This is a genomic window from Mesorhizobium sp. M0601 (assembly GCF_040320845.1).
Taxonomy (GTDB): domain Bacteria; phylum Pseudomonadota; class Alphaproteobacteria; order Rhizobiales; family Rhizobiaceae; genus Mesorhizobium.
In genome coordinates this window covers 1-25,169 of sequence record NZ_JAMYQK010000058.1, presented here as the reverse complement: position 1 = coordinate 25,169, position 25,169 = coordinate 1, and the positions used below count along the sequence as shown (strand labels likewise).

Here is a 25,169-nt window from a genome sequence, read left to right as displayed (position 1 = left end):
ATCCACCATCGCGAATCTCCCTGCTCCAACCTCACAACAGAATCACTGATCGGCTTCTGTGCAAAGATCTCACAAGGGGAGAAGGAAGAAGGAGCGGCGCTGGCCCCGACAATTGGTCGTCTGCAAGGCTACGCCTCGAGCCAGACCTTCTCGAAATGCTGCTCGAGCGATTGGTGCTGCTCGCAGCCATGCACGCCCTTGCGGTAGGTGCGGTAGACCGAGCGCCAATAGGGCTGGATGATGACGCCGGAATCGCGCAGATTCTGTTCGATCTTGGCCATGAGCTCCTTGCGGGCGCCGGGATCGGGCATCGCCAGCGCCTTGTCGAGCAGACTGTCGAATTCCGGATCGGCGTAGGCGGTCTCGTTCCACGCGGCGCCAGACTTATAAGCGAGTGCCAGCACCTGGACGCCGAGCGGCCGGCCGAGCCATTCCGTGCAGGAGAAAGGATATTTGCTCCAGTCGTTCCAGAAGGTCGCGGCCGGCAGCACGGTGCGCTTGATCTTCAGCCCGGCCTCGCGCATCTGCGCAGCGATGGCGTCGCCGGAGCTCTTCTGCCAGTCGACGTCGACCGAGATGAGTTCGTATTCGTGGTCGGCCTTGCCGGCCTCGGCGAGCAGGGCCTTGGCTTGATCAATGTTGCGGACGGCCGGGCCGATATCGGCATATTCGGGATGCATCGGCCCGACATGATGGTTCTCGGCAGGCTTGCCGCGGTTGTCCATGCCGATCTTCAGCACGGCGGCGTTGTCGACGGCGAGCTGGGCGGCGCGGCGCACCTTGATGTCGTCATAGGGCGGATTGCCGATATTGAACCGCGCGACGATGGTCGAGCCGGTGGCGATTTCCGAATTGCTCAGGCCCATGGAGTCGGTCTGCGCAACCGTGTCGGAGGCGGTTTCGTGGTCGGTGTCGATCTCGCCCGATTCGAAGGCCGACAGCATCGCATTGGGGTCGGAGCCGTAGTCCACCCATTTGATGCCGTCGAGGTAGAACTCGCCCTTCCACCATGGCTTATCTTTGCGGCGGACTTCGGCGCCGACCTCGGCATCCCATGCCACGAGTTCGCAAGGCCCGGTGGTGATCGCCAATGCCTTCAGCGGATCGCCGTCGCCTTCATAGCTGCGGTGCATGATCAGCGCCGGATAGTCGGCCATGCCGGCAATCAGTGAAATGTCGGGCTTGGGCAAATTGAGCCGCACGGTGACGTCGTCGACGCGTTCGATGCCGCCGTCGACGGCCTTCTTGGTGTCGGCGTTGACCAGTGCGCCCATGCGCGCGGCGACCGAATTGCCGGCGACGGACGCATCACACCAGCGCGTCAGATTGTGGATCACGTCGTCGGCGTTGAAGGTGTCGCCGTTCGACCAGGTGATGCCCTTGCGGATATGCAGGGTCAGGACGCGGGCGTCGTCGCTGGTCTCCCAGCTCTCGAGCAGCCATGGCTCGAAGGTGAAGTCGCGCTTCCAGCGCACCAAATATTCGTTGCACTGGCGGGCGACGTTGGACATCTCGACGCCGTCGAAGGTGCGCGGATCCTTCCAGCCCTTGACATTCATGGCAACGCGCAAGACGCCGCCGCGCTTCGGCTCCTCGGCCCTGGCCGGTGACGGCACAAGCCCGCCGAGCGCCAGCGCGCCGGTAGCGCTGACGCCGAGCGCAGCCATAGTGGCGAAATATTCGCGCCGGTTCATCTGGCGTTTCTTGAAGCCATCGGCGACGGGCTCGGCCTGCGGATGCAGTTTTCGATCGGTCAGCATGAACTTCATTGTCGTCATTCCCCTGTTGTTGGGCACCTCTGCCGATCGCCAAACGCGGGGGACGGATGCGATCGCCGGAGCGCCATTGCCTCGGGGATGATAGGGCGAGCTCCCGTGGGGGAGTGTTCGGACTTCCGCAGTTCTTGTGCGCTGTTCCGCAAACGAAAGGTCCCCCTCACCCGGATTGCCAACCGAATTACGAAGAGCAATTCGGGGCAATCCGACCTCTCCCCCGGGGGAGAGGAGGTCGCCAGCGTTGATGCCAGCCTCTTCTCCCCAGCGGGGAGAAGGTGGACGCGAAGCGGCCGGATGAGGGGGCCTTCGCAACCTCAGTAAGGCCAGTCGCCTTTGCCGAGCGCGGCGATTGCCGCAATGATGCGGGCGAAGGCTTCACCGGCGCGCGGAACGGTTTTGCGGGCGCGCAGGAAACTGTGCACCAGACGCGGCTCCTCGCGCCACCAGGCGCGGCCGCCGGCGGCGAGGATGCAGTCGCGATAGGCCTCGCCGTCGGAGGACAGCGGATCGCACTCGGCCGTGATGATGAAGGTCGGCGGCAGGCCGGAGAAATTGCTGCCTCGGAGCGGCGAAAAGGTCGGATCGTCGGGCGACTGTGCCTTGGCGGAGCGCACGTTGCGATAGAATTCGATATCGCGCAACGTCAGCAGCGGCGCTTCGGCGTGCTCGACACAGGAGCCGGCGCTCTCTTTGCCAACTGGTTCCGGGCCGCCGAGCTCGGGATAGATCAGCACCTGGCCGATCGCATGGCGAGGATGGCGGTGTGTCGCCAGTGCCACCGCAGCGGCCAGATTGCCGCCGGCGCTTTCGCCGCAGAGCACTATCGGCAGGCCGGCCGTCGCCGTCGCCCATTCGAATACGGCCAGCGCATCGTCGAAGGCGGCCGGATGCAGATGCTCGGGCGCCAGCCGGTAATCGGCGGACAGCACGGCAAAGCCGGTGCCGGCGCATATCTCGGCGCAGATGTCGTCATGGCTGTCGAGCCCGCCAAGGACGAAGCCGCCGCCGTGATAATAGACAACCATCGCCTGCGGCGCCGTGCCCGCCATCTGGTAACGTCGGACCGGGATCGCACGGTCGCCGGCAGGAACCGCGCTGTCGCTGGCCTTGACACCAGGTGGATAGGGCTCGCGAAACGTCCGGCACATGGCATTATAGACCGCCCGCTGCCTGTCGATCGGCATGTAGACGATTTCGGGCGGATACCACTCGTTGACCCGATCGATATAGGCCCACAGCTCCGGATCGAGCAGCGTCTGGTATTTTCCGCGCCCTCTCGTTCCGGGTCGCTCGGCCTCGGTGATCATCGCTGCGCGATCCCGCTCAGAGCTCGGCGTAGAGCCGGGCAGCATTTTCATAGCTGAAGCGCAGCGGCACCGAGCCCTCGACCTGCCAGGCTTCGACCGTCTCGCCTGCCAGCAGCCGGCAGGCGCCGTCGGTGGTGGTGACGGCACCGCCATAGAGCCGGTTGGCAAGGTTGAGGATGGCCGTCTGGTGCATCGCCGTGCTGCCACTGCCGCAGGCATCCTTGACCAGCAGCACTCGAAACCCGAGCGCCACCGCATCCTTGACGGTGGCATCGATGCAGGCCTCGGTCCAGACGCCGGCAACGACCAGCCACTCGATGCCATCGGCCTTCAGCCGCTCGGCGGCAGGCCCCGCGCGGAAGGCGCTGGCATCGGTCTTGACCAACATCATCTCGCCTGTCGCCGGGCCCACTTCCGCGCAGATCGCAGTCAGCGGATCGTCCTTGTCGGAAAATGCCGACTTGCCGCTGGCCTCGACCGGGTGGAACGGCCGCGCCGTGGCGAGATCGACGATATAGGCCCAGTGATACAAAGGCACATGATTGGCCCGTGCTGCTGTCTGCAGGCGCTGGACGTTGGCGAGGATATCGCCATAGCCTTCGACCAGATAGCGCTTGTCCCGCCGATGCTCCTCCTGGAGATCGATAAACACCGCCGCCGCCTTGCCGCGCTTGATCGAGATCGGGCTTTTCATGCAAAACTGCCTGTCAGCACTCAAACGTGTCTGTCAAGGAAATCATCCTCATAGGGGAAGCGCGACAGGAGCTCGGTGCCGGTCTCGGTGATCAGGATCTCGTCTTCCAGCTTGACGCCCTCGCGGCCGCCCTGCTCGCCGATATAGCTTTCGACGCTGACCACCATGCCGGGCACGATGAAACCGTCGCGGCCATAGGTCTCGTAGTCCATGGCGTGCGCTATGAACGGCGTTTCGCCATGCATGCCGACGCCGTGCATGACCGAGGTATAACGCTGGTCGACGAAGCGGTCCGGTATCTTCCAGGCCCTTTCGGCAATCTCGCGAAACGCCATGCCCGGCTTGACGACCCCGATATTGTGCTGAACCTGGTCGTGCGCCATGCGGTAGAGCGACTTCTGATAATCCGTCGGCTTGCCCGGTCCGCAACGGAAGGTGCGCGAAAAGTCCGAATAATAGCCGTAGCAGCCGATCGTATCGGTATCGAGCGCCAAGAGTTCGCCCGGCCTGATCTTGCGGCCGCTCGCCTCGTTGAACCACGGATTGGTGCGCTGGCCCGAGGTCAGCAGCCGGGTTTCGATGAACTCGCCGCCTTGCCGGATCACCTCGCCATACATGATGGCGAACAGGTCGTTTTCGGAAACGCCGGGCTTGATCGCCTCGCGCACGGCATAGACGGCGGCCTCGGCGCCAGCCATCGACACCTGCAGGCATTTTACTTCCTCGGGCGTCTTGACCGCGCGCACCGCCAAAATCTCGCCCTGGCAATCCCGCACCTCGCAGCCGCGCTTTTCCAGCGCCAGTGCCTGCAGATGGCTGCAGCGGTCAAGGCCGAGCTTCATCGAGCCGCCGCCATGCGCCTTGAGCAATTCGGCGATCTCATCGGCGAACGGGCCGGCGGTCTCGTCGTCGCGGCCTGACACCGATGACCAGACCAGCTTGGACGGACGCGCCTCGTCGATCGTGTCGAGCACCATCGAGACATGGTAGCTCTGCGGATATTCGAACAACACGATCGGCCCTTCGGTGGGGATGAAGAAGTAGCGCGTCGAGTTGCGCAGGAAATAGCCGAACATGTTGCGCGAGCCGGTGGCGTAGCGCTGGTTGTAGGGGTCGAACAAAACGACGCCGCCATAGCCGGCCTCGCGCATCCAGGCGCGCAGCCTGGCCAGCCGGCCCTTGCGCAGCGCGTCGGCGTCGATGAAGGACGGCTCGGTGTCCGACAGCCACATGCCGCCGGCCGGATCCGCCGCCGCCGGATGGCGCATGCGATCCCTAAAGTCGACATCCTCGGTGCTGTCGGGGTCAAAAACGACGATGCTCATGGGTGCCTCCTGGAAGCGGCGAGGATGGGCCATGCGCCGCGTAGAGGCTGTGCGAGATACCGCAGATGTTGTGCGAAATACCGCTTGAAGTCGTTCCGTAGCGTTCTACGGCGCCCCCCTCTGTCCTGCCGGACATCCCCCCTCAAGGGGCAGGGCAATCGCATTTGGATTCTTACGAAGATGGACCCCCACCCTAACCCTCCCCACAAGGGGGAGGGAACGCTGCCGCCCGCCCTTACTTCCCCTTTTGGCGCCGAAAGGCAGGCAATTTGCCGAGGTCAGCGCCAACGGAAGTCTCCCTCCCCCTTGTGGGGAGGGATTAGGGGTGGGGGTACGTCGTAGAGCGAAAGCCTCGGCTTTCCATCTGCGATAGCCCTGCCTCAAGGGGGGAGATCGGCTCGTCATCGCCGCTTTCGTGAATTTCCACCGTCGCAGGAGGAGCGGAGCATCGAAGCTGCCAATCTCCCCCCTTGAGGGGGAGATGCCCGGTAGGGCAGAGGGGGGCGCTGTCCCGCCAACATCCGAAATACCTAATGCCTCCGCATCACCTTCGGCGCATGGCCATGCTCCTCCCGAAACGCCCGCGCAAAACTCGACATCGAGGCGAAGCCGCAGGCCAGCGCCACGTCGCGCACCATCAGCGTCGAATGCGCCAGGAGGTCGGCGGCACGCTTCAGCCGCAGGCGGCGGTAATAGCCGTTGGGCGAGATACTGAGTTCGGAGCGGAAATTGCGTTCGAGCTTATCGGAGGAGATACCAAGTCGCCCCGCCAGTTCCGCCATGCCGAGCCGCTCCTCCACCGCATCCTCCATGATGGCGATGGCCGACAGCACCAGTTCGTTCTGCACGCCGGTCCGCAGCCTGAGCGGCATCAGCTTGCGGTCGACGCTGGAGCGTAGCGGGCTGTGCACAAACCATTCGGCGACGCCGGCGGCCAGTTCGGCGCCATAATCGCCGGTGATGATCTCCAGCATCATGTCGAGGCTGCCGACGCCACCGGCCGAAGTGAAGCGCTTGCGGTCGATGACATAGAGATCGCGCCTCAGCTCGATGTCCGGAAACGCTTCGGTGAAGGCAGCCTGGCTGGTCCAGTGCAAGGTGCAGGCATGACCGTCGAGCAGGCCGGCCCGAGCCAGGAAGAAGGCGGCATCCGCCACCGCGCCGATATGGGCACCGCCGCGCAGGCTTTTGCGGATCCAGCTCACGGCATCCTCGGCGACGAGATGATCGGCGTCACCGCCTGAGCAGACGACGATGCGATCGACCTTCGGCGCGTCATGAGCGGAAAAGCCGGGCTGAATGACGACGCCATTCGAGGCCTCGACGGGGCCTTCGGCGGCGCCGACGATGATCCAGCGGTACCAGTCCCGCTTGGCCAGCACGTTCGCCGCGCGCAGCGGCTCGATCACCGAGCTGAACGCCATCATCGGAAAGCCTGGGAAGACCAGGATGGCGAAGGTGAGCGGGGTATCGCTTGCCGTCGGTTGGTTGCGTTGTCGGTTGTTCATAGCTTCCGGAGCCAGGCAGCAAGGTGGATCAGGAAGCTACAATTCTGCCAGATGGCGCCAAGGTCAACGGAATAGAATGTAAGACACATGGATATGGATGCAGAATAAGCGCCGCTCGTTCGCGATCCTTCACGCCCCCTCTGTCCTGCCGGACATCTCCCCCACAAGCGGGGAGATCGGCAGCTTCGCCGTCCCGTGCGTGTTTCAGCGTTGGAGGTTGGCGAAAGCGCAAGATGACGGCCAAATTCCCCCCTCGTGGCCGAGATGCCCGGTAGGGCAGAGGGTGGCACTGTCCTGCCGACGTCTCGCAGGTTCTTGTTGGCGGGCTCAGCTCGCCAGCGCCTGATCCAGATCCGCGATCAGATCGTCGCCATCCTCGATCCCGGCCGACAGCCTTACCAGCGAATCCGAAATCCCGATCTCGGCGCGTTTTTTCGCCGGGATCGAGCCGTGCGTCATCAGCGCCGGGTGCTCGATCAGGCTTTCGACGCCGCCGAGGCTTTCGGCCAGCGTGAACAGTTGCGTATGTTCGAGGAAGCGTTTGGTGCCGGCGAGGTCGCGGTCGAGCTCGACCGTGATCATGCCGCCGAAGGCGTGCATCTGCCGCCTGGCGATGGCGTGCTGCGGGTGGCTGGGCAGGCCGGGATAGATGACACGGCGGATGTCGGGACGGCTTTCCAGCCAGTGCGCGATCTTCTGGCCGTTCGACGAATGACGCTCCATCCTCAGCGCCAGCGTCTTCAGTCCGCGCAGCGCCAGGAAACTGTCGAACGGCCCGGAAATGGCGCCGATGGCGTTCTGCAGAAATTTCAGCCGGTCAGCGAGATCCTTGTTGTCGCCGACCACGGCGACGCCGCCGACCATGTCGGAATGGCCGTTGAGGTATTTTGTCGTCGAATGGACCACGATGTCGATGCCGAGCTCCAGCGGCCGCTGCAGATAGGGGCTGCAGAAAGTGTTGTCGGCGACTGAGAGCACGCCTTTGCGCCTGGCAAGTGCTGCGACGCCTTCGAGGTCGACGACACGCAGGAGCGGGTTGGTCGGCGTCTCGACCCAGAGCATTTTGGTTTCCGGGCGGATCGCCGCCTCGACCGCGGCAAGATCGGTGAAGTCAACGAAGTCGACCTGGAGGTTGGCGGAGCGCTTGCGCACCCGCTCGAGCAGCCGAAACGTGCCGCCATAGATGTCGTCGGTGGCGACGATGTGGGCGCCGGAATCGAGCAGTTCGAAAATAGTGGCGATCGCTGCCAGCCCCGAAGCGAAGGCGAAGGCGGCTGTGCCGCTTTCGAGATCGGCCACAGCGCGTTCGAAGGCGAAGCGGGTCGGGTTCTGGCTGCGGGCATATTCAAAGCCCTTGTGCACGCCCGGGCTCTGCTGACCGTAGGTCGAAGTGGCATAGATCGGTACCATCACCGCGCCGGTCGTCGGGTCGTGGCTCTGGCCGCCATGGATGGTGCGCGTCGAAAAGGCGAGGCGGTTTTTGCCCGATACGGTGGCTTTGACGGTCATCGGGCGCGCCTCAGATGGTTGATCAGGTCGATGCGTGTTATCAGCCCGATGAATTCGTCGCCGTCGAAGACGATGGCGACCTCGTTGCGATCAAACACCGGCAGCAACGCGTCCAGCGTCTGGCTGGCCTGCAGCGTGTGCAGGGTAGAGGTCATGGCCGTACTGACCGGAGCCTTGAAGCGGTCCCAGCGGCTGTCATAGGGGCCTTCGACCTTGGCGAGGATATCGCTTTCGTCGATGATGCCGACGAGCTTGCCCTCGTCCAGCACCGGCAGCTGCGAGACGTCCGAGCGGCGCATACGGCCATAGGCGTTGAGCAGGCTTTCGTCCGGACCGACATACACGGTGTCACCGGTGCGGTGCGAACGCATCACCAGATCGCGCAAATCGCCATGCTGCTCCTGCTCGGCAAGGCCCTGCTCGGCCAGCCAGAAGTCGTCGAACACTTTCGACAGATACTTGTTGCCGCTGTCGCAGACGAAGGTGACGACGCGCTTCGGCATGGTCTGCTCGCGGCAATAGCGGAGCGCTGCCGAAAGCAGCGTGCCGGACGACGAGCCGGCGAGGATGCCTTCCTTCGAAAGCAGGTCGCGCACCGCCAGCATGCTCTGCTTGTCGGGGATGGAATAGGCCTTCCTGACCAGCGACAGATCGGCATTGGGCGGGACGAAATCCTCGCCGATGCCTTCGACGGTCCAGCTCCCGGCCTCTATCATCTTGCCGGTCTTGATCAACGGCGCCAGCACCGAGCCGACCGGATCGGCCAAAATCATCTCGGTCTTCGGCGAAACCTTTGCGAAATAGCGGCCAAGCCCGGTCAGCGTGCCGCCGGAGCCGACACCGACGACAACCGCATCTACGTCGCCTTCGAGCTGTTGGAAGATTTCCGGTCCGGTCGTGGTTTCATGAGCCAGCGGATTGGCCGGATTGGCAAACTGGTTGGCATAGAAGGCGCCGGGCAGCTCGGCGGCGATCTTTTCGGCCATGTCCTGATAATATTCGGCATGACCCTTGCCGACATCGGAACGCGTCATCCGCACCTCCGCGCCGAGCGCCCGCAAATGCTGGATCTTTTCGCGCGACATCTTGTCGGGGACGACCAGGATGATGCGGTAGCCCTTGGGAATGCCGACCTGAGCGAGACCAAGACCGGTGTTGCCGGCGGTCGCCTCCACAATCGTCCCGCCGCGCTTCAGTTTGCCCTGTTTTTCGGCGGCGGCAATCATCGACAGCGCGATGCGGTCCTTGATCGAGCCGCCGGGATTCTGGCTTTCGAGCTTGATGAACAGCCGGCACTTGCCGATGTCGAATTTGGTCAGCTCGACGACCGGCGTCTGCCCGATCAGGTCGAGAACCGAGGCATAGGGCGGGCGCAGGCGGGACGATGCATCGTCCGGTGCCACGATCTTGTGCTTGCTCATGTCAGATGCTCCGTTGCCAGAATGAGCAACCGCCCTGGAAGACGGCAACCTACCGTCTTTTCCAGCCGTTTGCAGTTGGAAAGAAGATAGATCGTGCCAATCCGGCCGCCAGCAGGGGAATGGAATTTCGCGAAAGCTTCGTCGGCCTGCAGGCAGGGGCAAAAGATTTGCAGAACCCGCTTAGGGTTCAGGCGATCGCGGCCTGAGCTTCGATCTCGATCAGAAAATCCGGATTGCCGAGGCCGGCGACGCGCAGCACCTTGATGATCGGCGGCGCGCCACGGTTTGCCCAGAACGCCATCCAGGCGCCGAAGGCCGGCCCTATGTCCAGGTCGCCGGCGATATAGACCGAGAGGCTGACGAGGTCTTCAGGCTTTGCCCCACCGGCTTCCAGCACCTTTGCCAGGTTGGAAAGCGCCTGAGCGGTCTGCGCAGGGAGATCGTCCCTGGCGACGATCCGGCCTTGCGCGTCGACGCCATTCTGGCCGCCGACCAGCACGATGCGCGCGGATGCCGGCAGCGACACGCCTTGTGAATAGGCCGGATTGCTGTGCATGCCCTCGGGGTTCAGCCTTTCGATGGTCACCGCACTTTTTCCTCCTCTTCAGCAAAAATTATCCCGCGGCCGCCCATAGGATCAACGGCAATCGTGCGGGCGTTTCAACGCACCATCTCGTTCGTTGCGGCCGCCGATTCGGCCATGCTACCCGGCGCTGGGCGAACAGCAATACAAGGAACGGCCGATGAAGATTCTTGCCTATGACAATTTCAAGCCCGGCGTCACGCTCGACGATTTGCGGCCTTATCTGCGCGACGAAGTGTCGAATGTCTGGCGGCTCTGGAAGGCGGGGATCGTGCGCGAGAATTATGCGCGCGCCGATATTGGCGGCGTCATCATCGTCTTCGAGCTCGACAGCGTCGCGGAAGCGCGGCGCTACACCGAGGACTTCCCGCTGTCCAAGGCCGGGCTGCTAGAATGGCACTTCATCGCCTTCGACGCGCCATTGCCGCTGGAATTCCTGTTCGATCCGACGGTCGATATCGCCAAGCCATGGGACCGGACTGCGGCATGATCCGGTCGAGCGACGGGATCGAAATCCCGGCCAGCCTGGCTGAGTGGTGCGATCCGCGCCGCACGGCGCTGGTGGTCTACGACATGCAGGTCGGCATCTGCCGGCAGGTGGCCGGCGCCGCGACCATCGTCGAGCGTACCGGCACGGTGCTGGAAGCGGCGCGCGGGGCCGGAATGCGGGTGGCGTTCACGCGCCACCTGTCGCTGCCGCGCAAATGGATGGGCGCGACGCAGCTGCGCACCGCCATGGCCTGGCAGCGGCGCGACAGCCCCGACACGGTCGAGCCGTGGTTCCCGCGCGACGCCGAAGCGACGCGGATCGTGCCCGAGCTGGACCCCCGCGCGGACGAGGCGGTATTCGACAAGCTCACGATGTCGGCCTTCGATTCCACCGCGCTCGGCTTTGCCTTGCGCGATTGCGGCGTGCGCACGATAGCGCTCGCTGGCATCGCCATGGAGATCGGCATCGAGCCGACCGTTCGCCAGGCGACCGACAATGGCTTTGTCTCCGTGGTAATCGAGGATGCCTGTGGCTTCGGCAACCGCGAAGCGCGCGACCGCTCGATGGCGACGCTACGCTTCCTCGGCGAAGCCGTCGTCACCAACGTCGCAAGCTTCTGCAGCGCCCTTGCCGGCGCGGGTTGAGGGCAATCGGCTTGCTGGAGCCATTCACGGTTTCACGCAATTGCGGACGGAAAACCGCTCCGCGCTTTCCCGGAATTGATCTAGGTGGTGGCTGCGCTGTCGGTGCGAAAGCGCACGCCTTCGGCGCGACCGTGCACGCTGCCCCAGTCGTAGAGCGCCTGGAGCGCGGCGGCGAGATCTTCACCGCGCCCGGTCAAGGCGTAGCGCCCCTTGCCGTCGGGCGACGTCTGGAGCGTGACGAAGCCGATCTCGACAAGCTCGGCCAGGCGCTGCGTCAGCATCTTGTCCGAGAGTGAGGGAATCAGCCGGCGCAGGTCGGAATAGCGCATCGGCTGTTCCTTGATGCGCGCCAGGATCACCGTCTTCCATTTGCCCCCGAGCGCGTCGAGCGCGAACTCGACCGGACAGCCGTAGAGTCTTCCGCGTTGGGTCATGCGCCATGGTAGGCAAGGCACGGTGACGACGAAAGCAGAATTTGCCCGGCCATCTGGCCAGGGTCGCGGCTCACGGCCTCGCCGACTACAAAATCCATGGAGGAGAACGAAGACGAGCGTGCGCGACATCAATCCGGTCGATGCGAGACGGCCGAAACGTGTGGCGTCATCGCCTGGCTGTCTCGACCACCACAGGCTGCTGGTCGGCTCTGGTGGAGCGAGCTCCCGCACCCTGGTTCGCCTTCACCGAACGCGGCTATGCGGTCGAGATCTTTTCACCCGGCGACAGCGGTCTTGCATCCGAGATCGCGTCAAGACAGAGGCGGCCTCATCCGAGCAAGCGCTTGCTCAGCCGCGCGCACTGCACGCGAATATCGGGAATGGCGTCGATTTCGAAGAAGGTGCCGCGCGTCAGTGGACCGACGGCGAGGATATTGGCGAATACCGTGCCGTCGCCGGCGATGACCTCGCAGTTCGCGGTCACGTCGAGGCCGAGGCGCAGCGGATCCGGCCGTGCCAGCCCACGCTCGACCAGCGACCGCACCACGCTGTTCGAGGTGGTCGAGATGTCCCTGGCGATGCCTGTGCAATCATAGATGCGGGTGACGTCGAACCTTTCGAGCTGCTGCGTGTGGCGCGACTGGACCTGTAGGCTGAAGCCGTCGCCGGCGGCGATCTCGACGACGCGGCCGGCGACAAGGCGGATGCGGCCCGCTTGCACCGCCTCGGCAACGCGGGCGTAGACTTCCGGCGCCATGCGATGGCGGTGGATGTCCCACCAGGCCTTGGTGTGCTCGACGAAGCGGCGCTTGGCCGAGGACGGCCAGTTCTGCCAGATCTTCTGGTTGAAGGGTCTCAGACCGTCGACGACGTCGCGCCAGTCGATGCCGGCCTTCTGGTTTTCCCGGATCAGGTCGCGGAACCAGCCGACGAAATAGGAAAGCTGGGTGCCGAGCGGAATGTCGGCAACGTCGAGCTTGATCGGATTGCCCTTGCGATGCGGCGAAGGCAGCAGGCCGCGCCGCGACACCGCGACGATCGCGCCGCGGTGGCCGCGCTGCTCGAGCGACAGGAAGGCATCGACCATGCTCAAGCCGGTGCCCAGCACCAGGACTCGGGCTTCGGGGTCGAGCGCAGTGTCCGCCTCGGATCCCATCCTGATCGCATGCCCCTGCCCCGCCCCCGGCTCTTCGTCGTGGCCGGTGGCGAGCACGGCAAGATGCGCAACCACGCTGGTGCCGTTGGCCAGCGCCACTTCGACGCCTGACGCGGTCGGCGAGATCGACAGGCTCTCCTCGCGGATCAAGCGCAGCCGGCCCGTCTGCTGCTCACGCGCCTCGAGCTCGTCGAGCAACTCCTTGAGATAGCGGGCGTAGACGCTGCGCGGCGCATAGACCGGCGCCTGTTCCGGCGTTGCCAGGCCGCGTTCAAGCAGCCAGCGCGAGAAATTGCCGGGATCGTCGGCATAGGCGCTCATGCCCGACGCGCTGACATTCAGCACATGCGCCGACAGCAGCGTTGAATAGGCCATGCCTTGCCCAAAATGCGGGCGTTTTTCGATCAGGCTGACACGTAGATCGGGATTGGGCGACTTCAGCAGATGAGCGGCAAGCACGACACCGCTGGCGCCGCCGCCGACAATGATGATCGAACTTGGCGTAGCGCGCCCGGTCATGCGCACACCAGCTGTCCTGGCGATCGTCGCCGGCTCAGGAGAGATTGGTTCAGGCCTGGATTTTCAACGCCGCCGAAAAATCCTCGTCGCCGGCGATGTCGCGCATTTCCGCGAGGCTGCGCTGATCCAGCACCTCGGCGATGGCCTGCCGGACCTCCAGCATCAGGTGTCGGACTTGGCATGTCGCCTCGTTGCAGTCTTCGCAGCGCTGATACTGGGTGCGGCTGGCGCAAGGAATGGGGGCAAGCGGCCCGTCGAGCACGCGCACGACGTGGCCGACCTTGATCTCGTCCGCCGGGCGTGCCAGCCGGTAGCCGCCTTCCTTGCCCTTGCGGCTCTGAACGAAACCGGCATTGCGCAATTCGCCAAGGATGGCATCGAGGAACTTCTTCGGAATATTGTTTCCTGTGGCGATGTCGTTGACGAAGGCGAGCTGTCCAACCGGCAGGCGCGCCAGATGGACGAGCGCCTTGAGGCCGTATTTACCTTTTTTCGTGAGCATAACCCGCACGTTTCTCTGTCATGCGATGGCGCAAGGCCACCGGTTGCGAAACGCCTGGCGTGCCTCCCCGCCGCGTCCAAGCTGTCACTACAGATAAATTCTAGTGACATGATATACAAGCCGAGAAACGTTGATTTTGCTTCGTTTTCACGCCGCAATGGCCATTTTGGCCGGGGCTTGTGCTCTTGCGAGCACAGGAGCCACCGCGAATGACACACCGGCAAACTGGCCGGCGGCAGGAATGTCCCGATCGGCGAGAATACCAACAGCAGCTTCTGCCCCTGAATTTGAAGGCCAAAGCATGCCGCGCGCGGCAACAAGGAGGGTGGCGTCGCTCATCGTCCTCTCCAATCCTTCAATGTCGATAAGGATACTAGACTTAACCGCGAACACAGGGAACTTGTTTCCAATTTCTTGGCTATCCACAGTATGGATTTGCCGATGCAGGGGCGAAAACGGGAAAATCCTTGTTGCGCGCAAGGACGACGTGGAAGAGGTTCCCGGGCAAGGACGATGGTTCTCACCCGAGCCGTCACCCAGAAGCGCGCGAACTGCCATAGCCAGATGACTTTTTCTAACAAGACCGCACCGATTGGAAGGATTTAACTCTACAAGAACGATAGAGTTAGATGACTATGAAACGCAATCCGGGTTTTCCTCGTTTCCAAGGAGCGTTTCATGTCCACCATTTCGCGACGTATCGTTCTCTTGTCCTCGGCGGCCTTGGCTGGCGCCGCCTTTCTCGGCCCAGCCGATGCGCAGGACCTCAAGATCACTATCGGCTACCAGACGGTCGTCGAGCCCTCGAAGGTGCCGCAGGCCGACGGCGCCTATGAGAGCGCGACCAAGGCGGCAATCGACTGGCGGAAATTCGATTCCGGCGCCGACGTGATCGCCGCCATCGCTTCCGGATCGGTCGACATCGGTTATGTCGGTTCGAGCCCGCTGGCGGCGGCGGCGAGCCGCGAGCTTCCAATCCAGACAATCTTCATTGTCGGGCTGATCGGCGAATCCGAGGCCCTTGTCGCCCGCAACGGCGCCGGCATCGAGAAGGCCGCCGACCTTGCCGGCAGGAAGGTGGCGGTGCCCTTCGTTTCGACGACGCATTACAGCCTGCTTGCCGCGCTGAAGCATGAGGGTGTCGACCCGAAGTCGATCGATATTCTCAATTTGCGGCCACCGGAGATCGCGGCGGCATGGGCGCGCGGCGACATCGACGCCGCCTATGTCTGGGATCCGGCACTCGGCCAGATCAAGACTTCGGGCAAGGTCGTGCTGGATTCCTCGCAGGTCGCCGCCTGGGGCGCGCCGACCTTCGACGCCTGGATCGTGCGCACCGATTTCGCCGAAAGGAACCCGGAAGCGGTGCGCGACTTCGTCAAGGTGACGGGCGCGGCCCATGCCGAGTTCCTGGCCAAGCCGGACGCCTGGTCGGTGACGTCGCCGCAAGCGGCGAAGATCGCCACGATCACCGGCGCCAAGCTGGAGGACGTGCCGCAACTATTGAGGGGCTATGTCTTCCCGACGCTCGAGGAGCAAGCCTCGGACAAGTTCCTCGGTGGCGGCACGGTCAAAGCGGTCGAGGCGACATCGGCCTTCCTCAAGGAGCAGGGCAAGATCGACGCCGTGCTGCCGGATTATTCGGAATACGTGTCGTCGAAATATGTCAGCGAAGCGCTTGCCTCGAACTGACGCCAACGCGCGCGGTTCTCCTTCCCTGACGCCGCGTGCTCCCTGCCCCGAACCGCTTGCGAGGAGCGGCTTCGGGGCAGACAGATTCGGAATATCGGCGAGGTTCCCATGACGCATCTCGTGCTCGACAAGGTCTCGGTCCACTATGACGGTCAGCCGGCGCCGGCGGTCGAAAATGTGTCGATTGAGATCGCCAAGGATGACTTCGTTGTCCTGGTCGGCCGCTCCGGCTGCGGCAAGACCTCGTTGCTCAACGTCGCTGCGGGCCTGGTCGAGCCTGTGCGCGGACGCGCCACGATTGGCGGCCGGCCGATCACGGCGCCAGGCTCTGACCGCGCCGTCGTGTTCCAGAACGACGCGCTGTTTCCGTGGCTGACCGCGCGGGAAAATGTCGCCTTTGCGCTCAGGCTGCGCGGTGTCAGGGCCGCGGAACGGGCGCGGACTGCCGACGACCTTCTGGCGCTGGTGAAACTCGACGGCGCCGGCGACAAGCGCATCTGGGAGCTTTCCGGCGGCATGCGCCAGCGGGTCGGCCTGGCCCGGGCGCTGGCGGCCGAGCCGCAATTCCTGCTGCTCGACGAGCCGCTGGGCGCGCTCGATGCGCTGACACGCGAACGCATGCAGACAACGCTGCTCGATCTGTGGACGGCGAGCCAGGTCGGCGTGCTGATGGTCACGCACGGCATCGAGGAAGCCCTGGTGCTGGCAACCCGTATCATTGTGCTCGCTCCCGGCCCTGGCCGGGTGGTGTGGAGCTTCGAGACCGGCTTCAGCCGGCGCTATGCAGCCGGCGAGGCCATTCGCAGCATCAAGGCCGATCCCGCCTTCGCCGCAGCGCGCGGCGAGCTGACCGACGCGATCTTCGAAGGGGAGGCAGCATGACCGTTACCTCCTATACCGAGCGGCCGCAGCGCAAGGTCGACGACGGAGCCGACGCGCTGTCGGTGCCATGGTCGCGGCCGCGGCCGAGACGCAGCCGCGTTTCGGCCCGCGTGGTTAGCGCGATCACCATTCTGATGATGCTGGCGGCGTGGACGGCATCGGCCCGCCTGCAATTGGTGTCGCCGGTTTTCCTGCCGTCGCCTGTGGCAGTCTGGAACAAATTTGTCGTCGTCGCCCGTGACGGCTTTGTCGACGCAACGCTGCTCCAGCATATCGCCGCCAGCCTGTGGCGGGTGTTTGCGGCGCTGGTCGCGGCCGTTTTCGTCGGCGTTCCCATCGGGCTGGCTATCGGCATCAGCACGATCGGGCGCGGCATCTTCGATCCGCTGCTCGAATTCCTGCGGCCGATCCCGCCGCTCGCCTATCTGCCGCTGATCATTATCTGGTTCGGCATTGGCGAGCCGTCCAAGATCCTGGTGATTGCCATTGCCATGCTGGCGCCGGTTGCGCTGTCGACGGCATCGGGTGTTCGCGGCGTCTCGCAGGAGCGCATCAATGCAGCGCGCTCGCTTGGCGCCACGCAGCGCCAGGTGATCAGGCACGTCATCCTGCCCAGCGCGCTGCCCTCGATCCTGACCGGGCTGCGCATCGCGCTCGGCGCCGGCTGGTCGACGCTGGTCGCCGCCGAGCTGGTGGCCGCGACGCGCGGGCTTGGATTCATGATCCAGTCCGCTGCCCAGTTCCTCGTCACCGACGTGGTGGTGATGGGCATACTGGTGATCGCTGCCATTGCCTTCGTGCTCGAATTCATCATCCGCAGGATCGAGCGGGTTCTCGTCCCGTGGGCGGGGCGGGAGTAACCGGACCGGAGACGTGACGATGCCCCATTCCACCGCTGTACTGTTTGCGCATTTCGGCCATTGGCTCCGCCTGATCAAGGCCGGAGACAAACAGCCGCCTGACGGCGAACGCAAAACGCCGACGCCGGTCCAGCTGGATGCCGAGCGCAACCGCCTGCCGCCGCGCGACGAAAGTTTCTACTGGGGCTGGCAGTACTGGTCGCGGTGAGCGGCCGCCACGGGTCCGCTGTGTGCTGCTCCGGCGGGCGCCTGAGCATGGACGCCTGCTCAACCGCGCGAACGGTTTGCCCAGGCCAGACCGACCAGGCCGACCAGCGCGGTCACGATGCCGGCATAGAGCCATTGCGACTGGCCGGTCATGAAGCTGCCCTGGACCCAACCGATGCCTTGCAATGACCACAGCACGCCGATGGCGAGCACAATCAAGGCCAGCAGATTTTTGATCAATCTCATCGCTAGAACTCCCTTCCAAGTCGATCATCAGCCGCATTCCGGCCGAAATGGAACAGCTAAAAGAAGCAGCCCAATCACGCCAACTTCTACTTAGATGCTAACCTCTGATCCTGCGCAAGACATGCGGAGATCGGTGAAAAGATCATCAAGGAAGCTGTGCCGCGCTGCGGGAAATCTCTGACAAATTGTTTCGCGTCGACTCCAAACGTGTAACATTGCCATGGAACCGACAGATCATTGCCGCATTTGCTGCCTCATTCGTCCCTAACCGCTGCGGGTCTGTCAACGGAGCCAGTCCCCAACACATGAACAAAAGCAACCAGACCGCGCTTGTCGCGGCCACGATCGCGGCTGGCCTGATGGTCGGCGCATCCACTGCCAGCGCCGCCGCGCAGTGCGGCCGTGCCTCCTGGTACTCACTGCATTCCAGAACCGCTTCCGGCGAACGCATGAACCCGTCGGCGCTGACCGCTGCGCACCGCAGCCTGCCGTTCGGCACCAAGCTGAAGGTGACCAATCGCAACAATGGCCGCAGTGTCGTCGTGCGCATCAACGACCGCGGCCCGTTCATCAAGGGGCGGATGCTCGATCTGTCGAAGGGCGCCGCCAGTCAGCTTGGCTTCATCAGCTCGGGCCATACGGCCGTCTGCATGGCACGGGTCTAACGGCCGCCACGGCCGGACACCGCCTCCGACGCTCGTCCCCAATAGCCGTGCTGCCTGCCAGGCCTTCGCAGGTGCACATTGAGCCGGCTGTTGCCGTTCCAGGCGGATTCTCAACGCCTTGGACGAAAGAACGAGCCTAAATCACGCAAGTTGACGTATTGCATCGCAGCAGATTGTTGCTAACTTCCCCGCAAGGCATTCAAGGCTCGGCGCTGCTCGTCGGCCCTTCGATCGCAGTCGGCAGCGGGGTCCTCGATGTTCTACCAGCTCTACGAACTGAACCACGCCGCCTTGCAGCCGGCGCGCCTCTATGCCGATGCGGTGCGCCTGTTCTACTCCAATCCGCTCAACCCGGTCTCACACACGTCCTGGGGCCGCTCGGTTGCGGCAACGGCCGAACTGTTCGAGCGCACGACGCGCCGCTACGGCAAGCCGCAATTCGGCCTGACCAAGACCGTGGTCGACTGGAAAACCGTCGAGGTCAGCGAACATACCGTCTGGTCGCGGCCGTTCTGCAACCTGGTCCGTTTCGAGCGGGCGGTTCCTGCTGGGCGCCGACCGGATCCGAAACTGTTGATCGTCGCGCCGATGTCTGGCCACTACGCGACGCTGCTGCGCGGCACGGTTGAGGCGATGCTGCCCTATGCCGACGTGCATATCACCGACTGGGTCGACGCCCGCATGGTGCCGCTGGCCGACGGCAGCTTCGATCTTGACGACTATATCGACTACATCGTCGACATGCTGCATGCGCTGGGTCCCGACACCAATGTGATGGCGGTGTGCCAGCCTTCGGTGCCGGTGCTGGCGGCGGCGGCACTGATGGAAGCCAAGGGTGATCCGTTCGTGCCCTCGACGATGACGCTGATGGGCGGGCCGATCGACACGCGCCGCAATCCGACGGCGGTCAATCTGCTGGCGCAGGAAAAGGGCATCGACTGGTTCCGCGACAACGTCATCATGCGCGCGCCCTGGCCGGTGCCGGGCTTCGGCCGCGAGGTCTATCCCGGCTTCCTGCAGCTTTCGGGGTTCATGAGCATGAACCTCGACCGCCACATCATCGCCCACAAGGACTTCTTCATGCATCTGGTGAAGCATGACGGCGACAATGCCGAGAAGCACCGCGAGTTCTACGACGAATATCTGGCGGTGATGGATCTGACGGCGGAATTCTACCTGCAGACCGTCGACACCGTGTTTGTCCGCCAGGCCTTGCCCAAGGGCACGATGACGCATCGCGGCGTGGCGGTCGACCCTTCGGCGATCCGCAATGTCGCCCTGTTCACGGTCGAGGGCGAGAACGACGACATCTCCGGCCTCGGCCAGACCAAGGCTGCGCACGACCTGTGCATCAACATCCCGGCCGACAGGCACGCCCATTACATGCAGCCGGCGGTCGGCCATTATGGTGTGTTCAACGGCTCGCGCTTCCGCTCCGAAATCGTGCCGCGCATCGTCGACTTCATTACCAGCTACGGCCGTCAGAACCGTGTTGCGGTCAAGCCCAAGCTGGTCAGGACCGGCAAGAAATAGGCGACCAGTGATGATGCCTGTCAATCCGCATCAGGTCGGTCAATGCCAAAATCATCGGTTGGCGGGGCCGTGCGGCCGGTCGACCTGTTGCACAATAGTCGCGTTGGCGCCACGCGGGTAACCATGCCGCAAAAATCAATCCATCCTCATAATTGACACGGACTGTAAATACCCCTTAACGTTTCGTTAACAACAAGGGACAAGCGGGGACAATGATTTCCTCACCAATGGCGAGAACGCTGCGCCTGTGTGCGCTGGCCGGACTTACTGTGGCGGCAGGTTGGGCCGGTTCGGCCTCGGCAGCCAGCCCGATGATAACAGGTGGCCCGACCTCGCAGCCGATCGGCCATTATGATTTCTGCAAGAGCTACGCGTCCGAATGTTCGATCCGCCCGAAGGATCTGTCGCCCGCCAGCCTGACCGGCTCGCTGTGGCGCAAGCTGCTCAGCGTCACGACAAGGGTCAACGCCGCCGTCAAGCCGGAGAGCGACTTCGACATCTACGGCAAGGACGAGGTCTGGGCCTATCCCGACAAGGGCGTCGGCGATTGCGAGGACTATGTCCTGGAAAAGCGCCGTGAGCTGAACCGGCTGGGCGTCTCGTTTTCCGATCTGCTGATGACCGTCGTGCGCAAGCCGGATGGCGAAGGCCACGCCGTGCTGACGGTGCGCACCGACAAGGGCGACTACATCCTTGACAATCTGACCGACCAGGTCCGTTCCTGGGACCAGACCGGCTATCGTTTCCTCAAGCGGCAGGCGATCGACAATACCGGCCGCTGGGTGTCGATCCGCGGCGGCCAGCAGGTGCTGGTCGGCTCTGTCCAGTAACAAGGCAGCTCATTTCGGTCGTGCCAGTGCGGCGCGGAGCGACGCAATGATGCGGCGAAGCTCGGCTTCGTCAAGCTTTTCGATGTTGTCGGCCAGAAGGTTGGCAAGCTCGGTCGCCGCCGGGCTAAGGCCCGACGTGTCGAGCTTGACACGCGGATGCGAGGTTTCGGCCAGCCGCGCCAGTTCCTCGGCGTCGTCCCAGATGATGTTGAAATAGCCGATGATCTTCTGGATCAGCGTCCAGCTCGGCGCACCGCGGCGGCCGTGTTCCAGCGCCGAGAGATAGGCTGCGCTGACGCCGATCGCCTTGGCCATGTCCTTCTGGCTGACGCCGCGCTCGTTTCGCAGCACGCGAAGCTTTTCGCCGAACGGGGTCACAAGCGCACCTTCATGGGTGCATCCTCATAGGTGCGTCCCTCATCGGCGTGTCCTCATGAGCGCGCCCGCCGCAAGCGGATATAGAGCGCACCCGAGCCGCCATGTTTGCGGGCGGCATGGTCGTGGCTGGAGACGAGGGGCCGGAAGGCCGGTGTCGACAGCCATGACGGCACGGCGCGCCGCAAGACGCCATCGCCGCCCGACGAAGAGCCCTTGCCGGTGATCACCAGGACGTAGCGGATGCCGCCGGCATGCGCCCGGTGCAGAAAGGAAAACAGCAGCGAATAGGCTTCGTCCTGGGTCAGGCCATGCAGGTCGACGCGGCCCTCGATCGGCAGCCGGCCCTTCGACAGCTTGTCCAGCGTCGGTTCGTCGAGTGCGTGGGAGACATGCTGCGCCTTCGGCTTTGCGGCCGTGGCAGCATTGCCCGCGACCTGTGCCGGCGGCGGCGCCTGCCTGGTCTCGTCGATCTCCGGCCCGACGTGCGGAATTTCGACGGCGGTTCTGCCCTTCAGCGGTTTTGCCGTGTGCGCCACCAGGTTCCACAGCACCCGGTCGTCCTCGCTCAGCCTGTCGATGCGCCGGGTCATCGGCCTGCTCCTGAAACCAGCGGCCGGGGGATCAGCGCATAAAAATCTGCGGCGTTGCGGATAACGCCGGCGATCTCGCCGGCAGCATCGCCCGACCCGGCAAACAGATCGCCGCGGGCCGGCCCGGTGATCGCCGAGCCGGTGTCCTGCGCGATCATCAGCCGCCGGAACGGTTTTCCGTCGAAAGCGGTCAACGACGGCGCATCGATATGGAAGGGCGTGCCGAACGTGTGCAGCAGCCGGTCGACGGCGATCGAGCGGCCGGGTGTCAGCGCCACCTTGGCGGCAGCGATCGGGCCGAGCTCTGGGTCGTCGACGCCCATCTCGCGGAAGAAGATGTAGGAGCGGTTGCGCCAAAGGATCTCGTCGACGCGTTCCGGATGCGCCTTGAACCAGGCACGGATCGACTGCATCGTCACTTTCTCCAGCGGGATCTCGCCTTCCTCGCTCAAGATCTTGCCCGGTCCGGTAAAGCGCTGGCCGGATTTGGCGGCATAGGTGATGCGGCGAAGCCTGCCGTCGGTCATCTTGAGGCGTGCCGCGCCCTGCACGTGAATGAAGAAGGCGTCGACCTTGTCGGCGAGCCAGGCGATTTCCAGCCTTTTTCCGGCAAGCGCGCCGCGTTCGATCTCGCCGCGGTCGAAATATTCGACCGGGCCGTTCGGCGCCGCACGAGCAAAGGCGAGATAAGGATCCAAGGCTGAAGGACGATTGCCGTCGTCGATGTCGACTAGGTCGGCCGGGCGCGCCAGCAACGGCACCGAAAACCGTTGCGTGCGTACCGGCGAGGCTTCGACCTCCGGCTCATAAAAGCCGGTGACCAGGCCGGGACCACCATCTTCGGCATCGATACGGGCCGGAACGAAATGGCGCTCGAAAAAGCTTCGAGCCTGCGACCGATTCGCCGGCGAAACGGTGCGCGCTTCGGCATAGGCGTCGGCAAAGCCATTGTAGTCGACGCCGAGCGCGCCGGAGCGGTAGGGTTTGCTCAGGATATGAAAGGCTGAGCGGCGAAAGGCGTCAAAGGCAGGGAGATGGTCGTCCTCACCCCAGCCCGGCAATTCGCCAAAGGATTTTTCGCTGAAGGCTCGAGAAAGCGACACGACAGCCTCCGCCGCCGTCCAGTTCAGTCTTCTTCTTCGGTGGCGACGAGCTTCCAGTTCGGATCGCGCGAGCGCGTGTCGCGGGCGAAGGTCCAGACGTCCTTGACCTCGGCGACGGTCTCGGGATCGCCGTCGATGACAGCGCCGGCCTTGTCGCGGGTCGCCGAAATCAGTTCGCTGACAATGCGCAGCGTGATGTGGGCCTCGCTGCCCTTCATCTCGGCCGAAACGATGTCGGCCTTGTCGATGCCGACGAAGGAGGACTGGATCTTTTCGGCTTTCGCCTCACGGTCGCCGATGGCCGCGACGAAGCCGTCATAGACCTCGCGCGACAAAAGGTTCTTCAAGGTTTTGCGGTCGCCATCGGCGTAGGCCATGACGATCATCTCATAAGCCATCTTGGCGCCGTCGACGAAGGTCTTCGGGTCGAAGGTCGGATCATTGTCCTTGATCGCCCGCAGGCCCCGGTTGAGATCGGTGTCGGGCTTGGCAAAGGCATCGATCGCCACATAGGTGTCGGCCGCCGGCTCTCCTGTCAGGCGCTTGCGCGGCAGCGAAACCACGTTCTCGGGTTTCTGGGCGGCATCCTTGTCGTTTTTGCGCGCTGCCGTATATGGATCGAAGGGTGGGCGCTCGTTGCCCGTGCGTCGGCCAAGCACGTTGCGCAGCTGGAAGAAGATCACCACCGCCGCAATCAGAAAGAAAATCGTGCCGAAGTCGAAGAAGCCCATATCTTGCGCCAATCAATCCCTGCTTTGGCCGGACCAGCGGCCAAGCAAGGGCCGCGATCACATAGCGTTCAGTATCCAAAGCATATAGAACGCATGGCGCAATCATTCAAATCAAAGGCAGCCATACCTATCTAACAGCTCTGGTGCCAGCGGCGATTGCTCGCCGGCCGGCAAAACATCGAAAACGATCGGTCAAGATTTGCGTATCTCGCTGCTTCCCCTGTTCATTCTCGCGCTTCCGCTGCTGGAGATAGCGGGTTTCGTTATTGTCGGCCGCCAGGTCGGCGCGCTGGCGACAGTCGGCTTGGTGATGGCCTCGAGTGTCGCCGGCGCCCTGCTGCTGCGGCACCAGGGTTTTGGCGTCATGGCCAGGGTCCGTGCCGAAATGGATGCCGGGCGTGATCCGAGCGGCCAGCTTGCGCATGGCGCCATGATCGTGCTGGCAGCGATCCTTTTGATCATCCCCGGCTTCATCTCGGATATTTTCGGCCTTCTGCTGTTCCTGCCGCCGGTGCGCGATCTTGCCTGGCGGATGCTGAAAGGCCGCATCGTGCTGGCAACCGATTTCAGCAGTGATTTGCGGGCAAGGCAACGCGGCAAGACCATCGATCTCGACGACGGCGACTATTCGCGGGCCGACGACCATACGCGCGGACCGGGTTCTCCCTGGCGCCGCCTCAAGGACGAGTAGCTGCAAGGCAACCGGTGTCTTTTGCAAACTTGTCTTGTCGGGCCGGCCATGATAGCGAACGCCCGAATTTCAATCCGGTCAGCAACGCTGCCCAGGCAAAAGGACCACAGCTTATGGCCAGCAACGACGACGCGCCGACCGGCGCAGCCAACGGTAATGGAAATGCGGCGCAGCCTTCGCTCAACGTGCTTGCGCAATATGTGAAGGACCTGTCCTTCGAAAGCCCCGGCGCACCGAACTCGTTGCGCGGCCGCGACAAGGCTCCGGGCATCGCCATCAATGTCAACGTCAACGCCAACCCGCTCTCGGACAAGCAGTTCGACGTCAATTTGACGCTGAACGCAAAAGCGTCGTTCGACCAGGAAGTGCTGTTCAACGTCGAGCTGGTCTATGGCGGCGTCTTCTCCATCAGCGGCTTCCCGCAGGAGCACATGCTGCCGATCCTGTTCATCGAATGCCCGCGGCTGCTGTTCCCGTTCGCCCGGCAGATCATCGCCGAGGCAACACGCAACGGCGGCTTCCCGCCGCTGATGCTAGACCCGATCGATTTCGCGCAGATGTTCCAGCAGAAGCTGACCGAGGACCAGGCTGCCGCCGCCAAGGTCAAGGTGAGCTGAGGCTGGTTGGCTCGCAGCGTTTGAAAAACCCGGCGCGAAGCCGGGCTTTTTGTTTGAGACGCCGGCGGGGCAGTACCCCCCTCTGGCCTGCCGGCCATCTCCCCCTCAAGGGCAGGGCAATCGCATTTGGATTCTTACGAAGATGGACCCCCACCCTAACCCTCCCCACAAGGGGGAGGGAACGCTGCCGCCCGCCCTTACTTCCCCTTTTGGCGCCGAAAGGCAGGCAATTTGCCGAGGTCAGCGCCAACGGAAGTCTCCCTCCCCCTTGTGGGGA

General features: G+C 63.7%; 28 protein-coding genes. 11 read left to right on the top strand and 17 right to left on the bottom strand.

Annotated elements, in window-relative coordinates:
- Positions 1-128: 128 nt before the first annotated feature.
- From NKI41_RS30745 to NKI41_RS30710, 8 genes are all read right to left on the bottom strand, one after another.
- Positions 129-1,769: an ABC transporter substrate-binding protein gene (locus NKI41_RS30745; protein ID WP_352686560.1), complete on the bottom strand. Its 1,641-nt coding sequence runs from the start codon at positions 1,767-1,769 to the stop codon at positions 129-131.
- A gap of 320 nt (positions 1,770-2,089) precedes the next feature.
- Entirely contained in the window at positions 2,090-3,082 is a 993-nt protein-coding gene (locus NKI41_RS30740; RefSeq protein ID WP_352614709.1) for an alpha/beta hydrolase, read from the bottom strand.
- 16 nt (positions 3,083-3,098) lie between these two features.
- The gene (locus NKI41_RS30735) at positions 3,099-3,776 is read right to left on the bottom strand and encodes an isochorismatase family protein (protein ID WP_352539770.1); all 678 of its coding nucleotides are present in this window, start codon (positions 3,774-3,776) and stop codon (positions 3,099-3,101) included.
- A 20-nt stretch (positions 3,777-3,796) separates the two neighbouring features.
- Entirely contained in the window at positions 3,797-5,101 is a 1,305-nt protein-coding gene (locus tag NKI41_RS30730; protein WP_352686557.1) for a M24 family metallopeptidase, read from the bottom strand.
- Between the two features lie 530 nt (positions 5,102-5,631).
- Entirely contained in the window at positions 5,632-6,609 is a 978-nt protein-coding gene (locus NKI41_RS30725) for a GlxA family transcriptional regulator (protein WP_352458590.1), read from the bottom strand.
- Positions 6,610-6,936: 327 nt separating this feature from the next.
- On the bottom strand, positions 6,937-8,118 hold the full coding sequence (locus tag NKI41_RS30720) for a cystathionine gamma-synthase (protein ID WP_352458589.1): 1,182 nt from the start codon (positions 8,116-8,118) through the stop codon (positions 6,937-6,939).
- Positions 8,115-9,539: a pyridoxal-phosphate dependent enzyme gene (locus tag NKI41_RS30715; RefSeq protein WP_352614706.1), complete on the bottom strand. Its 1,425-nt coding sequence runs from the start codon at positions 9,537-9,539 to the stop codon at positions 8,115-8,117. Before NKI41_RS30715 ends, NKI41_RS30720 begins: the two co-directional genes overlap by 4 nt.
- A gap of 187 nt (positions 9,540-9,726) precedes the next feature.
- Positions 9,727-10,125 carry a RidA family protein gene (locus NKI41_RS30710; RefSeq protein WP_352614704.1) on the bottom strand — a complete coding sequence of 133 codons (399 nt, stop codon included), beginning with the start codon at positions 10,123-10,125 and terminating at the stop codon, positions 9,727-9,729.
- Positions 10,126-10,282: 157 nt separating this feature from the next.
- Here NKI41_RS30710 and NKI41_RS30705 point away from each other — a divergent pair, with 157 nt between their 5' ends.
- Both NKI41_RS30705 and NKI41_RS30700 read left to right on the top strand, forming a co-directional pair.
- Entirely contained in the window at positions 10,283-10,612 is a 330-nt protein-coding gene (locus NKI41_RS30705) for a hypothetical protein (RefSeq protein WP_352458586.1), read from the top strand.
- Positions 10,609-11,256 carry a cysteine hydrolase family protein gene (locus NKI41_RS30700; RefSeq protein ID WP_352614702.1) on the top strand — a complete coding sequence of 216 codons (648 nt, stop codon included), beginning with the start codon at positions 10,609-10,611 and terminating at the stop codon, positions 11,254-11,256. Before NKI41_RS30705 ends, NKI41_RS30700 begins: the two co-directional genes overlap by 4 nt.
- A gap of 80 nt (positions 11,257-11,336) precedes the next feature.
- Here NKI41_RS30700 and NKI41_RS30695 read toward each other — a convergent pair whose 3' ends face one another.
- The 4 genes from NKI41_RS30695 to NKI41_RS30680 form a co-directional block, all read right to left on the bottom strand.
- Entirely contained in the window at positions 11,337-11,690 is a 354-nt protein-coding gene (locus NKI41_RS30695; protein ID WP_352473975.1) for a winged helix-turn-helix transcriptional regulator, read from the bottom strand.
- A 328-nt stretch (positions 11,691-12,018) separates the two neighbouring features.
- The gene (locus NKI41_RS30690; protein ID WP_352473976.1) at positions 12,019-13,365 is read right to left on the bottom strand and encodes an FAD/NAD(P)-binding protein; all 1,347 of its coding nucleotides are present in this window, start codon (positions 13,363-13,365) and stop codon (positions 12,019-12,021) included.
- Positions 13,366-13,414: 49 nt separating this feature from the next.
- Complete coding sequence (locus NKI41_RS30685) at positions 13,415-13,867, bottom strand: RrF2 family transcriptional regulator (RefSeq protein ID WP_023675902.1); 453 nt, start codon at positions 13,865-13,867, stop codon at positions 13,415-13,417.
- Positions 13,868-14,014: 147 nt separating this feature from the next.
- Complete coding sequence (locus NKI41_RS30680; protein ID WP_352458582.1) at positions 14,015-14,206, bottom strand: hypothetical protein; 192 nt, start codon at positions 14,204-14,206, stop codon at positions 14,015-14,017.
- 339 nt (positions 14,207-14,545) lie between these two features.
- On the opposite strand from NKI41_RS30680, the gene tauA reads away from it, so the two are divergent.
- From tauA to NKI41_RS30660, 4 genes are all read left to right on the top strand, one after another.
- Complete coding sequence (gene tauA / locus NKI41_RS30675) at positions 14,546-15,559, top strand: taurine ABC transporter substrate-binding protein (RefSeq protein WP_352686554.1); 1,014 nt, start codon at positions 14,546-14,548, stop codon at positions 15,557-15,559.
- Positions 15,560-15,667: 108 nt separating this feature from the next.
- On the top strand, positions 15,668-16,441 hold the full coding sequence (locus NKI41_RS30670; protein WP_352686551.1) for a taurine ABC transporter ATP-binding protein: 774 nt from the start codon (positions 15,668-15,670) through the stop codon (positions 16,439-16,441).
- Positions 16,438-17,301 (top strand): ABC transporter permease subunit, encoded by an 864-nt coding sequence (locus NKI41_RS30665; protein ID WP_352473980.1) that lies wholly within the window; start codon positions 16,438-16,440, stop codon positions 17,299-17,301. Before NKI41_RS30670 ends, NKI41_RS30665 begins: the two co-directional genes overlap by 4 nt.
- A 19-nt stretch (positions 17,302-17,320) precedes the next feature.
- Entirely contained in the window at positions 17,321-17,509 is a 189-nt protein-coding gene (locus NKI41_RS30660) for a hypothetical protein (protein ID WP_352453651.1), read from the top strand.
- Positions 17,510-17,568: 59 nt separating this feature from the next.
- Here NKI41_RS30660 and NKI41_RS30655 read toward each other — a convergent pair whose 3' ends face one another.
- Entirely contained in the window at positions 17,569-17,754 is a 186-nt protein-coding gene (locus NKI41_RS30655; RefSeq protein ID WP_352473983.1) for a hypothetical protein, read from the bottom strand.
- 305 nt (positions 17,755-18,059) lie between these two features.
- Between NKI41_RS30655 and NKI41_RS30650 the strand changes: the two genes are divergently transcribed.
- From NKI41_RS30650 to NKI41_RS30640, 3 genes are all read left to right on the top strand, one after another.
- The gene (locus NKI41_RS30650) at positions 18,060-18,419 is read left to right on the top strand and encodes a septal ring lytic transglycosylase RlpA family protein (RefSeq protein WP_352473985.1); all 360 of its coding nucleotides are present in this window, start codon (positions 18,060-18,062) and stop codon (positions 18,417-18,419) included.
- A 255-nt stretch (positions 18,420-18,674) separates the two neighbouring features.
- The gene (locus NKI41_RS30645) at positions 18,675-19,952 is read left to right on the top strand and encodes a polyhydroxyalkanoate depolymerase (protein ID WP_352686548.1); all 1,278 of its coding nucleotides are present in this window, start codon (positions 18,675-18,677) and stop codon (positions 19,950-19,952) included.
- A gap of 212 nt (positions 19,953-20,164) precedes the next feature.
- The gene (locus NKI41_RS30640; RefSeq protein ID WP_352473987.1) at positions 20,165-20,782 is read left to right on the top strand and encodes a transglutaminase-like cysteine peptidase; all 618 of its coding nucleotides are present in this window, start codon (positions 20,165-20,167) and stop codon (positions 20,780-20,782) included.
- Between the two features lie 9 nt (positions 20,783-20,791).
- On the opposite strand, the gene NKI41_RS30635 is transcribed toward NKI41_RS30640, so the two are convergent.
- From NKI41_RS30635 to NKI41_RS30620, 4 genes are read right to left on the bottom strand one after another with little or no spacing between them, the layout of a single operon-like run.
- Positions 20,792-21,160, bottom strand: a complete 369-nt coding sequence (locus NKI41_RS30635) for a helix-turn-helix domain-containing protein (protein ID WP_352473989.1) — start codon at positions 21,158-21,160, stop codon at positions 20,792-20,794.
- A 53-nt stretch (positions 21,161-21,213) separates the two neighbouring features.
- The gene (locus tag NKI41_RS30630) at positions 21,214-21,750 is read right to left on the bottom strand and encodes a Smr/MutS family protein (RefSeq protein WP_352473990.1); all 537 of its coding nucleotides are present in this window, start codon (positions 21,748-21,750) and stop codon (positions 21,214-21,216) included.
- A complete protein-coding gene (mltA, locus tag NKI41_RS30625; protein WP_352686545.1) occupies positions 21,747-22,853 on the bottom strand; it encodes a murein transglycosylase A in 1,107 nt (368 codons plus the stop codon). The genes NKI41_RS30630 and mltA overlap by 4 nt, the downstream gene beginning before the upstream one ends.
- A 23-nt stretch (positions 22,854-22,876) precedes the next feature.
- Entirely contained in the window at positions 22,877-23,584 is a 708-nt protein-coding gene (locus NKI41_RS30620; RefSeq protein ID WP_352686562.1) for a Tim44/TimA family putative adaptor protein, read from the bottom strand.
- Positions 23,585-23,783: 199 nt separating this feature from the next.
- Here NKI41_RS30620 and NKI41_RS30615 point away from each other — a divergent pair, with 199 nt between their 5' ends.
- Together NKI41_RS30615 and secB are read left to right on the top strand one after the other, a co-directional pair.
- A complete protein-coding gene (locus tag NKI41_RS30615; RefSeq protein WP_352686543.1) occupies positions 23,784-24,275 on the top strand; it encodes an FxsA family protein in 492 nt (163 codons plus the stop codon).
- Positions 24,276-24,388: 113 nt separating this feature from the next.
- A complete protein-coding gene (secB, locus tag NKI41_RS30610) occupies positions 24,389-24,892 on the top strand; it encodes a protein-export chaperone SecB (RefSeq protein ID WP_352491249.1) in 504 nt (167 codons plus the stop codon).
- Positions 24,893-25,169: the final 277 nt, after the last annotated feature.